This window comes from Rhodopseudomonas boonkerdii (assembly GCF_021184025.1).
GTDB lineage: Bacteria > Pseudomonadota > Alphaproteobacteria > Rhizobiales > Xanthobacteraceae > Tardiphaga > Tardiphaga boonkerdii.
Genome location: NZ_CP036537.1, coordinates 1,493,112 through 1,507,712, shown reverse-complemented (window position 1 = coordinate 1,507,712; position 14,601 = coordinate 1,493,112). Strand labels below are relative to the sequence as shown.

Here is a 14,601-nt window from a genome sequence, read left to right as displayed (position 1 = left end):
GCGATGAAGAGTGCCCGATGAAAAGGCCGGTGGTTTGGGTCGCGACCTCGCTGACGATCGCGATCCTGGTCACGACGACATTCCTGATCGCCACCACCAGCCGCGGCGAACCGACCTCGTTCGGCTCGTCCGCCGGCCGGCTGGAGGTGCACACCGTCGCATCCGGCCTGTCCTATCCCTGGGCCCTCGCCTTCCTGCCTCAAGGCCGTGTCCTCGTCACCGAGCGGCAGGGCCGCATGCGCATCGTTGCTCCGGAGGGCCCGCTCTCTCCGGCAGTCAAGGGCGTCCCCGAGGTGATGGCCAGCGGCCAGGGCGGCCTGCTCGACGTCATCGCCGACAAGGGCTTTGCGCAGAACAACACGATTTACTTCTGCTATTCCGAGCGCGCCGGCAGCGGCGGCCGCACCGCCGTCGCGCGCGCCAAACTCGTCGATGACGCCGCCCCCCGACTCGACGAGCTGAAGGTCATCTTCCGTCAGGAGGGTCCGCTCTCCACCGGCAACCACTACGGCTGCCGCATCGTCCAGGCCGGCGACAGCAATCTCTTCGTCACGCTCGGCGAGCACTATAGCGGTCGCAACGAGGCGCAGAATCTCGCCAATCATCTCGGCAAGATCGTTCGCATCACGACTGACGGCACCGCTCCACCGGACAACCCCTTCATCGGCCGCGAAGGTGCCCGGCCCGAGATCTGGAGCTACGGCCATCGCAATCCGCAGAGCCTCGCGATCAATCCCGCGAATGACGAGCTGTGGGAAATCGAGCACGGCCCGCGCGGCGGCGACGAGGTCAATATCATCGGCAAGGGCAAGAATTACGGATGGCCGGTGATCGGCTATGGCGTCGACTATTCCGGCGCGAAGATTCATGAAAGCGCGTCGAAGCCCGGCATGGAGCAGCCGGTCAAATACTGGGTGCCGTCGATCGCCCCATCGGGCATGGCCTTCTATACCGGAGACCTCTTCCCGCGCTGGCGTGGCAGTCTGTTCACCGGTGCCCTCGCCGGTCAGTTTCTGGTGCGCCTGCAGCTGAACGGCAATGCCGTGACGTCCGAAGAGCGCATCCTGCAGAACCTCAGCGAGCGCATTCGCGACGTGAGGCAGGGGCCGGATGGCGCCCTATGGCTGCTGACGGACAGTTCGTCAGGGCGCGTGCTGCGGATCACGCCGGCGGGGAAGTGACACTCCAGACGCGTAGGATGGGTAGAGCGAAGCGAAACCCATCGGCGGAGCTTACCGCAACGACAGAATGATGGGTTTCGCTCCGGCGCTTTGCGCCTTTGCTCTACCCATCCTACATCTGCGCACTCACCATTTGTGAAAAATGAAAAACGCCCCGAGCGCGATGAACGCAAAGCCAAGCGCGTGATTCCAGCCCAGCGGCTCCTTCAGATAGAGCACCGAGAAGGCGGCGAACACGACCAGCGTGATCACCTCCTGCATGGTCTTCAGCTGCGCGGCGTTATAGACCTCGCTGCCCCACCGGTTGGCGGGCACCGCCAGCCAGTATTCGAAAAAGGCAATGCCCCAGCTCACCATGATGACCAGGGGCAGCCCGTGATCCTTGAACTTGAGATGCCCGTACCAGGCGAAGGTCATGAAAATGTTCGAAGCCAGCAGCATCAGGATCGGCAGCAGCAGCGGCGAAATGAAAGTCGGCATCCGGTGATTATCCTTGTCGAAGCGCGGCGCTAACATCCGGCGGCGGCCGCCGGTTCCCACGACTTCGATAGCATTTGAAGCGAACACGGGGAAAATGCCGTAGCCGTCGTCCACACCACTTTAGCGATGACACAGGGAAACGGTGGGCGCTGGCGCAACCAGACGTCACTGTGGGATTAGTACCTTCGTACGGCTAATGGTGCAGCCCGATGCAGATCGACTGGCCCATGTTTCTCAGTCCGGGAACAGAGACCGCAATCGTCGTGATCGCGGCCCTCGGCATTACGCTGGCCGTTCGCCTGCGCCGCCAACGCTATCAGGCCCGGCAACGAGCGGCGCAGCAGCACGCCACGGCCGAACGCCTTACCGCAGCGCTCGATCGCATCGATATCGGTATCGTGCTGCTCAACGCCGACACCCGCGCCGAATTCATCAACCGCGCCTTCCGCGATTACTTCGCGCTGCCCGACGCCAAGGCCGACAGCAAGCCACCGCTGATCGCGCTGATGTATCATGCACGTGACACCAACGCCTACACCATCCCCAACGACGAGATCGATCACTTCATCGCCCGTCGCATCGAGCAGATCCGCGCCGGTAATCCGGCCCCGGAGACGTTGCGCCTCGCCAATGGCCGCGTGCTGCGGCTGAGCTGCGCCGTGCTGCCCGATGGCGGGCGGATGCTGAGTTACACGCCGGTGAACGACCTGATCCGCCATGACGACGACACGGCCGACCGGGACTATTACCTCGCGCTGCGCGACGGCGACGTGTTCGACAGCCGGCTGGACGCGGCGGAATAAGCTCAAGTTGCAGACTGCGGATCGTTAACTCTGTCATGGCGGTGTCACCCGCTGCAGCTAGGTTTTCCGCGCAGCCGGTCGCTTCCCCCCGTCGCCGACGGGCTGCTTCCCCAGCGGTCTCCGTCAGTTGCCGCGCTGACCGGGACCGCTTCTTTTTGCCTGAAGCAGCCAGCGCCGGTATAAGCAGTCCATGATCCGTCTCGTCGCCGTCGCCCTCACGATGTTCACGATGATCGTGCTGCTGGCGCCGCTCCAGCTCATTAGCATTGCCTTTGGCTGGCGCCTGCAGCAGGTCATCCCGCATATTTTCCACACCGTGCTCTGCGCGGTGATCGGCATCCGCATTCACGAGGTTGGCGAGCGCAGCAGGACCGCCCCGCTGCTGATCCTCGCCAATCACGCCTCCTGGCTCGACATCCTTGTCATCGGCGCGAAAACGCCGGTGGTTTTCGTCGCCAAGAGCGAGATTGCCAAGTGGCCGCTGTTCGGCTGGCTCGCCAGAATGCAACGTACCATTTTCGTCGAGCGCGAACGCCGCCAGAGCACCGGCGCCACCGCGCGCGAGATCGGCGACCGCATGGTCTCCGGTGATGCCGTGGTCCTGTTCGCCGAAGGCACGTCGAGCGACGGCATCCGCGTGCTGCCGTTCCGCTCGGCGCTGGTCGGCTCCGTGCATCACGCGCTTGGCGAGTCCATGCATCACGACGAGGTCGTGGTGCAGCCGATGTCCCTTGCTTATGTCGGCTTTGGCGGCCTTCCGGTCGGCCGCGCGCTGCACCAGCGAATCGCCTGGTACGGCGACGTCGATCTCATCCCGCATCTGGTCGGCATCCTGACCTCCGGCGCCATCGATGTCACCGTCACCTGGGGCGAAGCCGTCGCCTACGACATATCCGCCGATCGCAAGCGAATCGCCCGCGATGCAGAGAACGCCGTGCGCCAGATGACCACGGCGGCGCTACGCGCCGGTCCGCCAAAGAAGGTGCAGACCGCACCCGCCACCGAAGCTGCACCGGCGATTGCCTGACTGAACTCCCGTAGGGCAGATGAGGCGAAGCCGTAATCCGCCGCAGGTCTTCGCCACACATGCTCGGCCGACGGATGACGCGAAGTTTATCAACGGGCGCGCTTCGCGCGCCCCGTTGGCTCATCCGCCCTACGTCTCATCCGCCTACGACCGCTGCTTGCAGCCTCGCCTGCGCCGCGCAATAGTTCGCGCCCTCGCTTCGTTCACAAGGCAACTCCCATGGAAATCCGCAATCTCGGCCGCTCCGGCCTGCGCGTCTCGGCCGTCGGTCTTGGCTGCAACAATTTTGGCCAACGCACCGATCTCGAGACCTCGCGAAAGGTAATCCACAAGGCCATCGATCTCGGCATCACGCTGTTCGACACCGCGGACATCTATGCCGGCATGGGCGGCTCAGAGACGGTGCTCGGCGAAGTGCTGGGCGATCGCCGCAAGGACATCGTGCTGGCGACCAAATACGCCAAGCCGATGAGCACCGACGGCACCAAACAGGGCGCCTCGCGCCGCTACATCATGAACGCCGTGGAAGCCAGCCTGCGTCGGCTGAAGACGGATTATATCGACCTCTATCAGCAGCACGAATTCGACGACCGCACGCCGATCGAGGAAACGCTGCGCGCGCTTGACGATCTCGTCCGCCAAGGCAAGGTGCGTTATATCGGCCATTCGAATTTTCCGGCCTGGCGCATCGCCGAGGCCGAATTCACCGCGCGCCAGATGGGCGTCACGCCCTTCGTCTCCTCTCAGGACGAATACAGCCTCGTCGTCCGCGACATCGAATGCGACCTGCTCCCTGCCGCGCAACAGTACAATCTCGGCCTGCTGCCGTTCTTCCCGCTCGCCAATGGCCTGCTCACCGGCAAATACAAGCCGGGCGCCGAACCGCCGGCCGACAGCCGCTTCGCCAAGGCGCCAGCCTTGCGCGAGCGCTCCGCGACACCGCGCAACGAGGCGATCGCGACGAAGCTCGACCTGTTCGCGCAGCAGCGCGGCCGCACGCTGCTCGAACTCGCCTTCTCCTGGCTCGCGGCGAGGCCGCAGGTGGCGAGCGTCATCGCCGGCGCGACGCGCGTGGAACAGATCGAACAGAATGTGAAGGCCGCAAGCTGGAAGCTGAGCGCGGAGGACATGGCGGAGATTGACAGGATCACACTGGGCTAGTGGACGGTTCTTCTCCCTCCCCGGAGCGAAGCGACTGGGGAGGGACTAAGCCACCAATCCCTTCGCCGGCTTCACCTGCGCGCTGTCCGGGAACACCCGCTCCGCCAGCGCGCGTTCGTTGACGCCGAGATGATCGTGCAACACGCCCTTCAGCACCGCGCGCAAATCCGTCGTCGGCGCGAGATCGCGTCCCTCATACAATTTGCCGTTGGCGAGTCCCGGCCAGTCCGCAATCACCCGGCCCCCCTTCACCGCGCCACCCGCGAGCAGCGCGATCGTTCCGGTGCCGTGATCGGTGCCCGCGGTGCCGTTGATCTTCGCCGTACGGCCGAATTCGGTCGCGACCACCACAATGGTGTCGCGCCAGTGTGCGCCGAGCCCGTTCTGGAATTCGGCCAGCGCGCCATCGAGGCCGCCGAGCAGCTGCGCGAGGCGGCCGACCGGCCCGCCTTCCTGCGCATGCGTATCCCAGCCATCGAAAGCGAGCGCGGCAACACGCGGCCCGTCATCGGCGGCCATCAGCTTGGCCGCACCGCGTGCGACCTGGCGCATTGCCACGATGGGGTTGCCGCCTTTCGGTTTCATGTCGTCGCCCACCGCGAGTTTATCGAGCTTCAGCCCCTGCGACAGCGCGGTCGCCAATGCAGGATCGCGATCCCGATAGAGCTGCAGCAGCCGCATCGCCGTGTCGTCCGCTGCATTCGGCAGATCGACCGGCGCCCAGCCGACGGTCGGCGCTGCACCGCGCAGCACCAGCGGCGTGGTCGGCCCGACCGCGAGACCCGCAGCCACGCGCTCGCCGCGCGGCAGCGCCTCGATGGCCCGGTTGAGCCAGCCGGACTGCACGCGGCCCGGACCGGGATAGCCGCTTTCCAGCACATCCTGCCCATCGAAATGCGAACGCTCGCGATAGGACGTCGCCACCGCATGGACGATCGCCGCCTGCCGGTCGCGATACATCCGCGCGAATTCCGGCATCGCCGGATGCAGGCCGAAGAAACCATCGAGCGGCAGCGCCGCATTCTGTCCGTCTTTCAGCAGCGCGATCGATCCATGCAGCCCCGCGTAATCGGGATCGCCAAGCGGCGCGACGGTGGCGAGACCGTCGAGAGCGCCGCGCAGGATCACCACGACCAGCCGTGGATCGCGGCCGTCGGCGGCACGCGCGAATTTCGGCAGATAGGCCCATGCCGCAAAGGCTGCGCCGGAGAGCAGCAGCGAACGGCGTGTCGGAGAGAGCGTCCGGCTTTCACAACAATCCATCGTCATCTCCTCTGGAATTCAGGGGACATCAGCAGCAGCGCCAAAGCCTGCTGCCGCGTCTCCGCGCGTGCGATCGTCTGGCGCGTTTCGGTGGAGGCAGCCTCGCCCGCCACGACCTCCAGCAATTCGCGTGGATCGATGCTGTCGGGAATGCGCGACGACACCTGAGCCGCGATATCGAGCCGCAATTTCATGCCTTCCGGTACGGCCCATGCCGCGTTGCCGTCGGGGAAACCGTTCGGCCCCGACGGAGTCCAGAGCGGTTGTCCGAGCGTCTGCAGGCCCGCGAAGTAACGGCCGGGATCCTCCGGGATGCGCGCAAGCAATCGCCCGGAAGCAATGAGGTATTCGTAGGGCGTCCGCAGCTTACTGATCGGCGCCTGCCAGGCCTCGTTCGAATCCAGCAGCGCCAGCGTGACGGCCTTCAGATCGCCGTCGGTCTTCCTGAACACGCCTTCCAGACGCGCCAGCAGCGCCGGCGGTGGCGCATCCGATACGAAATGCTGCGCCAGCTTGAGGGCGATGAACTTCGCCGCCGAGGGATGCCGCGCGATGTCGGCGAGCGCCGCCTCGCCCTGGGCGACGCCGGTATCGTCATAGGTCTTGCCGAGCAGTTGTTGCGGACCGGGCTCATGCGCATTGGCATTGAAGGCGAAGCTGCCGGGCGTGCCGATCTTTCCTTCGCGTCCGGCAAAGGTCCAGCCCGTGATGATGCGCGCCAGCGACGTCACATCGGCTTGCGTATAACCGCCGCCGACACCCAGCGTATGCAGTTCCATGATCTCGCGCGCGAGGTTTTCGTTGAGCCCGCGCTTGCCGTTCTGTCCGGCGCGCGAGTTCGGGCCGACGGACTGCTGGTTGTCGAGGAAGAACAGCATCGCCGGGTGCTGCTCCACCGCCTTCACCATGTCGGCGAATCTGCCGAGCACATGCGGCCTGATCGCCTCCCGCTCGAACGAGCCCGCCCACATCCGTGCCGGCTCGCCCTTGTTCGCCGAAATGCAGAAGTGATTCGACCAGAACACGACGAGCCGCTCGACAAAGCCGCATTCCGCGATGGTGGCCCGCTGGATCCGTGCCAGCGCCTCCGTGCGAAAGGTCTTCTGCACCACATTCGGCGGCATCTGGGCGACGGGCGCGGGTTTGGCCGCGTCGGGCTGCACCGTCATCATCGTATTGCCCGTCATAGCCGGCGCTTCCGGTTTCTTCTCGGGCTCGACAGGCGCCTTGGCGGCTGCTTCGCGTGCCGTCTTCACCTCGAGTTGATAGGCGAACATGGCCTGGGCGAGTTCCGGTGTCGTCTGCAGGCCCGGCAGCTCCAGCATGACCGCCTGCGGACGCGCGAGCTCCGCCTTCACATAGCCGCGGGGGTCGGACGCGGCGTTGACGATGTCGCCCGATGCGCCGCCCCGGGCGCCAAAGCCGAAACGATTCAGCGCGATCAGCGCGCCTTGCGGGTCGCGGGCCATCGGGTTTCCCTCGCTTCATCGCCGGCCTATGATGCGGCCGCGCGATATCGGGCGACTATACGACTGCGGCAGATGAACGCTGCATGAAGATCGAACTGAAATTGAGGCCGTCTGGATGACAAATCGGACAGGAACGGACCGCTTGCCCGGCGAGGTATCGCAGAGCCGCTGCCTGACCTGCCAGGCCTGCGGCACCGAATTCGGTTGCGACCTGTTCGGCAATTGCTGGTGCGCCGAGGAACCCGCGAAGCTGCCGATGCCCGCTGCCGGCGGCGACTGCCTGTGCCGCGACTGCCTGCGCAGGGCCGCCGCGGCGCACGCCCGCGCGACGTCGATGTGAGCAGGCGTCGCGCATCATTTCTTCGAGACATTTCGACGCTGCGCGCGAATGGACCACCGCAAAATGTTGCGTCCCGCGGCGCCGCACGCGGCCATATCTTCCACGCAACCCGCGACATTACAGATCAGCCATCTTCACCACACGCTGCGGCGATCGGTGCTTTGCATTTCATGAAGGTTTTCCCTCGACTTTGAGCGAGAGCAAGACATGCGGATGTCGTCCGCCTGCATCGGAAAGCCCTGTGATCGATCTACCCGTTTCCATCCGGCGCGTGCTGCTTCCGGCCAGCGTCGCAGTCATCGTCGTCAGCCACCCCTTGGCCGCCCATGCGCGCGCATCGCATGCCGCAGAGCATCTGCTGTCGCATGCCGATCTCAAGACCATCTCTGAAGCAACCCGTCTCGCTGGCGCGGGCAAGCTCGACGCCGCGACGCGGACACGCGATCACATCCGCGATCCGCTTGGCCGCAAGGTTACCGAATGGGTGATCCTGCGCTCCGATGGCGACAACGAATTCGCGCGCTACGCCGAATTCATCCGGGCCAACCCCGCCTGGCCCGGCATGACGCTGCTGCAGCGGCGCGCGGAGGCGCGGCTGTGGATCGAGCGCGCCGATGCCGCGACCGTGCGCACGTTTTTCTCCGGCGGTGAACCGCGCACGGCCCTCGGGCAGCTGGCGATGGCCCGCGCACTCGCCTCCCTCGGCGATAGCAGGGCCATTCGCTTTGCCAGCGCCGCCTGGCGCAGCGACGGCTTCTCGGCGAGCACCGAGGCCGAGGTGCTCAAACTGTTCGGCGCACGATTGACGCAAGCCGATCACGCCGCGCGTATGCACAGCCGTCTCTATGCCAACGATTTCGACACCGCGATGCGCGCCGCAAAACATCTCGGCCCGGGCGCCGTCGCCATCGTGTCCGCACGCGCCGCCGTGATCGGCAAGAAACCGAAAGCCGCGGCCCTGCTCGCCGCCGTGCCGGCAAATGTCCGCAGCGATCCCGCCTATCAGTTCACCCGTATCCAGTGGCTGCGCCGCAGCGGCCGCGACAGTGAAGCCGCCAAACTGATGCTGTCGGCGCCGCGCGATCCCAGTGTCATCAACAGCCCTGACATCTGGTGGGTGGAACGCCGCGCGTTGGTGCGATCGCTCCTCGACGACGGTCAAGCGAAGCTTGCCTATCGTCTCGCGCATGACGCAGCGCCGGAGAAGGAGACCTATCGCGTCGATCGTTCTTTCATGGCGGGCTGGATCGCGCTCCGTTTCCTGCGCGATCCGCAAACGGCCACACGTCATTTCAACGAAATTCCCGGCCTCACCCGCGGCCCCACGGCGCTGGCGCGTGCGCAATACTGGCTCGGCCGCGCCGCCGACGCGGGCCGCAATCGCGCGGCGGCGCAGCAGCATTACGCCCTCGCCTCACAGCATGGCACCACCTATTACGGCCAGCTCGCTTGCGCCCGGATCGGCTGCCGCCACACCCGGCTGCGCACGCCGCCAGCGCTGAGCCCGGCGCAACGCACGACGCTCGCCAACCGCGACCTCGTGCGGGCCGTCGAAGTTCTCTATGCCAGCGGCAACCGTCGCCTCGTTGTCCCGTTCGTCGGCGACCTCCACCGCAGCAACGACACCGCCCTGCTCGCGATGGTCGCCGAATCCGCGCGAAAACACCGTGACCCCGGCGCCATGCTGGCGGTCGGACGCGCCGCGCTCAATCGCGGTCTCGCTTTCGACAGCTATGCCTTCCCAGCCACCGGCCTGCCCGACTTCGCACCGATCGGCGCGAAGACCGACAAGAGCCTGGTCTATGCGATCACCCGCACCGAAAGCGCGTTCAATCCGCGCATCACCTCGGGCGCTCTTGCCACCGGCTATATGCAGGTGACGCCCGCCGCCGGCCAGACGCTGGCGCGGCGGATGGGCTTCACCTTCAACAACGAGCGTCTGCACAACGACCCCGCTTACAATCTGCAGCTCGGTTCGGCCGAGATAGCGAACCTGCTCAGCGACTATGACGGCAACCACGTCCTTGCCTTTGTCGGCTATAATGCCGGGCGCGGGCGCGTACGCCAGTGGATCGCGCGCTACGGCGATCCGCGTCAGGCCGATGTCGATGTCGTGGATTGGGTCGAGCGCATTCCCTATGCGGAGACGCGCAACTACGTGCAGCGCGTGCTGGAAAACCTGCAGGTCTATCGCTCCCGCTTCGGCAGCCCGGTGCTGGCCATCGAGGCCGACATGCGCGGTCGCCAAAGCTGATCGCAAGACTGATCGCGAGGCTGAGCTGGGCGACAGCTCAGCTGCGCGGTGTGACGGCGCTACAGATTGCGTGCCGTCCGGCTGCGGCGGTCGCGCTCCGGATGCTCGTAATAGCTGCGCTTGGCCTGCAGCATCTCGATATCGGCGCGCTTCACCACATCCACCAGCTGCTCGCCCGTCGCGCTGGTGGCAACACCTACCGACATCGTGAGCTGCGTGTCCGGATAATATTGATTGTTGAGCTCGATCAGCTCCTCCAGCGTCGCGATCACCGCATCGCCGCCGGCCTCATCCGTCAGCGGCAGGATGACGGCGAATTCATCGCCGCCGACGCGCGCCACGGTGGCTGGCTTCTCCACCAGCGAACCGAACACCTCGCCGGCTCGGCGCAGCAGCGCATCGCCTGCACCATGACCGAGCTGGTCGTTGGCGGCTTTCAGCCCATTCAGATCGGCGACGATGATGGTGACGGGATGCGACGCCTTGCGCTTGCGCTCCAGCCGATTGAGCTCTTCGGTGAAAAAGGCGCGGTTATAGGTCCGTGTGAGCACGTCATGGGTGCCGAGAAATTCGAGATACGCCTCGGCCTTCTTGCGCGCGGTGATGTCGGTAAGCGCGACCTGGACCTGGGACCAGTCGCGCTCATAGCCCGGCAGCACCGAGAATTGCAGGAGAAGATGCAGCTTCGTGCCGTCCAGCGCATAGTTGACGACCTCGCGCTGCTGGAACAGACGCCCTTCCCACAGATCGATCAGCTGCTCGCGAAAATGCGGCCCCATCTCGTCACGAAACACTTCGGCGAGGCTGAGCAGCAGCGTTTGCTTGTCGGGTGCGCCGAACAGCTCCAGCGTGCGGCTGTTGACGTCCAGCACGCGAATCTCGCTCATGCAGCGTTCGACAAACTCCTCGTGGACGTCGGTGAAAACGCGAAAATCTTCGACGCCGCGCGCGCGCACCTCATCGATCAACCGCTTCACACCGCTGAAGTCCTCCACCCAGAGTGACACGGGCGAATGCGCGAACAGGCCGAAAGCGTAGTTCTCGCTCTTGGCGAGGCGTCGCCGTGCAGTCTCGCGCTCGGTGACGTCCTCGATGGAGATCATTACCCGCTTCCAGCTGTCCTCGTAGCCGGGCAGCACCCGGCCGTGCAGCTGGACGTCGAGACGGTCGCCTTTCAGCGTGTAATTGACGGTGTGGCTGGAAAAGTCGGTCTTGCCGCTCCACAGCTGCGACAGTTCGGAGACGTGGCTCTTGAAGGTGTCGTCGCGCATCACCAGACCGAGACTGACCATCAGATGATTGAGGTCGCGCGCGCCGAACATCGACAGCGTCTTCTGGTTGACCTTGATGATGCGGATCGATTGCGAACATTGACGCACCCGCTCCGGATTTGCCAGCAGGAAGGTCTCCATGTCGTCGACGCCCTGCTCCTGCCATTGCTGGAACAGCGCCTTCACATCGCTGAAATCCTCGATCCACAACGACACCGGCGCGAGATCGAACATGGCGGAGTCGTCATCGATAGGTTGAAAAGACATGGCGACCTGGCAATTGGATTCGTGTGAACAAGCAGTGCGTTTTAATGCAACTCCCCCTGCGAAGGAACAACAGTGCCGGCATCATTGCAATGACTATACGTCGTAACCTGCCGACTTCCGCGCCATGCCACCAAATGCATCAAGCAATTTCTCGCGCCAGACATAGATCGCGTCGTTCGGCTGCAAAAGCTGAAATCCGGAGATCGCACGCGCCCATTGGAACGGACCGAACACGATATAATCGGCATAGTTCGGCTGCTCGCCGCCGAGAAACGGCTGCGAGCGGAGCGTGAGCCTGACCGGATCGAGCGATTTGCGAAATGTCTCCACGTCCCTGTCGCGGGTCGCGGAAGCTTCTTCCAGAGTCTTTTTGAACCGCGCTTCGCGTGTCTCCCGAAAATACGCCTGATCGATGGGGCTCAGGTGGTTGTAGATATCCAGGATGATGAGCGAGACCATGCCGGGAATCATCACGGCATCGCCCCACCAGTTGATCATTCGCCCCATAGCCCGACCGCCGTCACCGCCAAACAGCGACGGGCGATCCGGATAAGCGTCCTCGAGATAGGTCGCGATGCTCCATGAGTCGTTGATCGCACGCTCGCCATCGAGCAGCACCGGCACCTTCTCGGATTTGTGCCGGGCGATCGCCTCCTTCTCGGTAAAGCGCCACGGAATCGAGATCGCCTCGAGTTCCTTATGCGCGAGCGCCATGCGCGTGCGCCAGCAATAGGGGCTAAAGGGCCGATTCTCCTCGGTACCGACGAGTTCGAACAATTGCAGGGTCATATGCTCTCCGATCGATGTTCTTCGCTGCGCTCTCCGTTGTTCTCGCCTGGCTTGTCGGGCGATCCGGCAGACGCAGACAGCAGTGACAGCACCGACGCCGCGGCGCCAACGGAAACTTTCGCTTTTGCGGGAGAGGACAGGCTGGCCCGATCCGTTCGATCAGTCCTTCACCACACGCGATGTCTGCCCGAACAGGATCTTGCGCTCCTCGTCGGTCTTGGCCGGCGGCTGACCGAAATTCGGATTGACCTGTTTTGCCACCGCATAAGCGCGCTGCACCGCCGGGCGCTGCGCGATCCGCTCCAGCCAATGCTTGAGATGCGGAAAGTCGTCGATATCCTGCCCCTGATTCTTGAACGGCACGATCCACGGATAGCTCGCCATGTCGGCGATGGAATATTCGCCAGCGATGAAATCACGATCCGCGAGCCGCTTGTTGAGCACACCGTAGAGTCGGTTGGTCTCGTTGACATAGCGATCGATGGCGTAGGTGATCTTTTCCTGCGCGTAGTTGCGGAAGTGGTGGTTCTGCCCGGCCATGGGTCCGAGCCCACCCATCTGCCAGAACACCCACTGGATGGTGTCGTAGCGCGCATGGAGATCGGCCGACAGGAACCGGCCGGTCTTTTCGGCGAGATAGAGCAGCATGGCGCCGGACTCGAAAACCGAAACCGGCTTGCCGCCACCTTTCGGATCATGGTCCACCAACGCCGGGATCCTGTTGTTCGGCGCGATCGCCAGGAACTCCGGCTTGAACTGATCGCCCTTGCCGATGTTCACCGGGATCATCTTGTAGGGCAGCCCTGTCTCTTCGAGAAAGATCGTGATCTTGTGACCGTTCGGGGTGGACCAGTAGTAGAGGTCGATCATGCGGCGGCCCTGCGTGGCTGATAGACTGTTTCACCACAAGTCCGCCAGAAGGCTCCTGACAAGTCAATCGCCACGGGACGACAAAACGCAACGCCGCCCTGCACACCGAGAATGATGTGCCGGGCGCGCGACATGGTCGGCAGCGACAACGGCTAGCGCGCCGAGGGCGCGGCCGGCGCGGGCGTGATGGTACCGGTAGCTACAGGGTCGGTCGCCGGACGGCGCACGGTTCGCGTGGGTTTCGGCCGGTTTGACGCAATCATCGAACCTGGGAAAAGCGACGCGATGATCTTTCCGCGCGGCTGGCTGTAGGCGTTGTTGATGTAGAGCGCGGATTTCTCCAGGGCATAGGTGAGCGCGGTATCGCACTGTTCCTTGCCTAGAACCGAAAGGCACGACCTGCCGATCAACCGGCTGACAACGTAGAAGTGCGGCCGATAGGCCTCCACCCTTACGGGCACCTGATACATATAGGTGATGAAAGCCCTGAGCGCGGCCGGCTCGGCATTTCCTTCCGCCGCCATCAGCACCGCGTAACGATAAGCGTCGCATGGATTGTTGCGATCGAAATCGAGCACTCCTGACGCCGGAGCAGCAGGCAGCACCATCGATGTCTCGCCGCGCGTCACGACGCAGGCCATCGCCATGGAGTCGACAATGATCCACGAATTCAGTTCGAGCGCGTCGCGGTAAAGCGGCAACAACGTCGTGACCGGGCCAAGACTCGCAAAACTGAGATTAAGCAGGTCGTCGATCAATGTGGTGGTCTGATTGACGACGCGATTGGCAGATATGGCAGCCTTCAGGGTATCGCTCAGGACCGGCACCCGACCGATCATGCGATCTCGAATTTCAACGAACTGGTCTCGATCTCGAACGCCGAACAGCGTCACTGTTGCAAGCCGAAAGATCGCATGGTCAAGCCGCGCCATCTTCTCGTCGAAGAACTGGCACCATTTCGGTAACTGATGGGTCGATGTCAGCACCGCGGGTTGTACCGTCCAGTCGATGATCTCCAGTTCCGGCGGATGCCCTTCATAGTTACTCTCGAAGGTGCCGGGATACAGGCAACTAAATGCCTCGTTAGCCACGCTTAGCGCGCCTTCCAGCGCACCTTTAATGGCAGTACGGTCGACATCGTTGACGCCTTGGCGCTGCGCTACCGCCAACAATACGCCGACCAGAAGATATGACCGCAACAGACGATGCGATTTGCTGTCGGCCTTGAAAAGATAGTCTTGAATTTGATCGGCGACACCGCCGCGCCGATCAACCTCAGCACACCCGACCAATAACGACGCCACCAGACAAAGCGCTATCATTCGCGCAAATATGCGCGTTGCCATTCCTGAAAACATGATCGCCCCCAAGCAATCTCTGGATTTGTAATCAGCGGAACTCGCCAGATTCCCGAAACATCCAGAAG

13 protein-coding genes are annotated in these 14,601 nt (G+C 63.8%); 6 read left to right on the top strand and 7 right to left on the bottom strand.

The window, feature by feature from the left end:
* Positions 1-17: 17 nt before the first annotated feature.
* Entirely contained in the window at positions 18-1,181 is a 1,164-nt protein-coding gene (locus E0H22_RS07045) for a PQQ-dependent sugar dehydrogenase (RefSeq protein WP_233024936.1), read from the top strand.
* A gap of 126 nt (positions 1,182-1,307) precedes the next feature.
* Here the strand turns inward: E0H22_RS07045 and E0H22_RS07040 are convergent, their stop codons facing one another.
* Entirely contained in the window at positions 1,308-1,661 is a 354-nt protein-coding gene (locus E0H22_RS07040) for a DMT family protein (RefSeq protein ID WP_233024935.1), read from the bottom strand.
* A 209-nt stretch (positions 1,662-1,870) separates the two neighbouring features.
* On the opposite strand from E0H22_RS07040, the gene E0H22_RS07035 reads away from it, so the two are divergent.
* The 3 genes from E0H22_RS07035 to E0H22_RS07025 all read left to right on the top strand — a co-directional run bounded on the left by E0H22_RS07035 (position 1,871) and on the right by E0H22_RS07025 (position 4,652).
* Positions 1,871-2,464: a PAS-domain containing protein gene (locus E0H22_RS07035; RefSeq protein WP_430715226.1), complete on the top strand. Its 594-nt coding sequence runs from the start codon at positions 1,871-1,873 to the stop codon at positions 2,462-2,464.
* Positions 2,465-2,654: 190 nt separating this feature from the next.
* Positions 2,655-3,491 (top strand): lyso-ornithine lipid O-acyltransferase, encoded by an 837-nt coding sequence (olsA, locus tag E0H22_RS07030; protein ID WP_233024934.1) that lies wholly within the window; start codon positions 2,655-2,657, stop codon positions 3,489-3,491.
* A 219-nt stretch (positions 3,492-3,710) separates the two neighbouring features.
* Positions 3,711-4,652 carry an aldo/keto reductase gene (locus E0H22_RS07025; RefSeq protein WP_233024933.1) on the top strand — a complete coding sequence of 314 codons (942 nt, stop codon included), beginning with the start codon at positions 3,711-3,713 and terminating at the stop codon, positions 4,650-4,652.
* Positions 4,653-4,697: 45 nt separating this feature from the next.
* Here the strand turns inward: E0H22_RS07025 and E0H22_RS07020 are convergent, their stop codons facing one another.
* Both E0H22_RS07020 and E0H22_RS07015 read right to left on the bottom strand, forming a co-directional pair.
* Positions 4,698-5,921 (bottom strand): DUF1501 domain-containing protein, encoded by a 1,224-nt coding sequence (locus E0H22_RS07020; RefSeq protein WP_233024932.1) that lies wholly within the window; start codon positions 5,919-5,921, stop codon positions 4,698-4,700.
* The gene (locus E0H22_RS07015; RefSeq protein ID WP_233024931.1) at positions 5,918-7,384 is read right to left on the bottom strand and encodes a DUF1800 domain-containing protein; all 1,467 of its coding nucleotides are present in this window, start codon (positions 7,382-7,384) and stop codon (positions 5,918-5,920) included. The genes E0H22_RS07020 and E0H22_RS07015 overlap by 4 nt, the downstream gene beginning before the upstream one ends.
* Before the next feature lie 115 nt (positions 7,385-7,499).
* On the opposite strand from E0H22_RS07015, the gene E0H22_RS07010 reads away from it, so the two are divergent.
* Positions 7,500-7,724: a cysteine-rich CWC family protein gene (locus E0H22_RS07010; RefSeq protein ID WP_430715225.1), complete on the top strand. Its 225-nt coding sequence runs from the start codon at positions 7,500-7,502 to the stop codon at positions 7,722-7,724.
* 241 nt (positions 7,725-7,965) lie between these two features.
* On the top strand, positions 7,966-9,978 hold the full coding sequence (locus E0H22_RS07005) for a lytic transglycosylase domain-containing protein (protein WP_233024929.1): 2,013 nt from the start codon (positions 7,966-7,968) through the stop codon (positions 9,976-9,978).
* Between the two features lie 59 nt (positions 9,979-10,037).
* Here E0H22_RS07005 and E0H22_RS07000 read toward each other — a convergent pair whose 3' ends face one another.
* The 4 genes from E0H22_RS07000 to E0H22_RS06985 form a co-directional block, all read right to left on the bottom strand.
* Complete coding sequence (locus E0H22_RS07000) at positions 10,038-11,516, bottom strand: sensor domain-containing diguanylate cyclase (protein ID WP_233024928.1); 1,479 nt, start codon at positions 11,514-11,516, stop codon at positions 10,038-10,040.
* Positions 11,517-11,609: 93 nt separating this feature from the next.
* Complete coding sequence (locus E0H22_RS06995; protein ID WP_233024927.1) at positions 11,610-12,305, bottom strand: glutathione S-transferase family protein; 696 nt, start codon at positions 12,303-12,305, stop codon at positions 11,610-11,612.
* Between the two features lie 159 nt (positions 12,306-12,464).
* On the bottom strand, positions 12,465-13,175 hold the full coding sequence (locus E0H22_RS06990; protein WP_233024926.1) for a glutathione S-transferase N-terminal domain-containing protein: 711 nt from the start codon (positions 13,173-13,175) through the stop codon (positions 12,465-12,467).
* A 152-nt stretch (positions 13,176-13,327) separates the two neighbouring features.
* The gene (locus E0H22_RS06985; protein ID WP_233024925.1) at positions 13,328-14,533 is read right to left on the bottom strand and encodes a hypothetical protein; all 1,206 of its coding nucleotides are present in this window, start codon (positions 14,531-14,533) and stop codon (positions 13,328-13,330) included.
* Positions 14,534-14,601 lie beyond the last annotated feature (68 nt).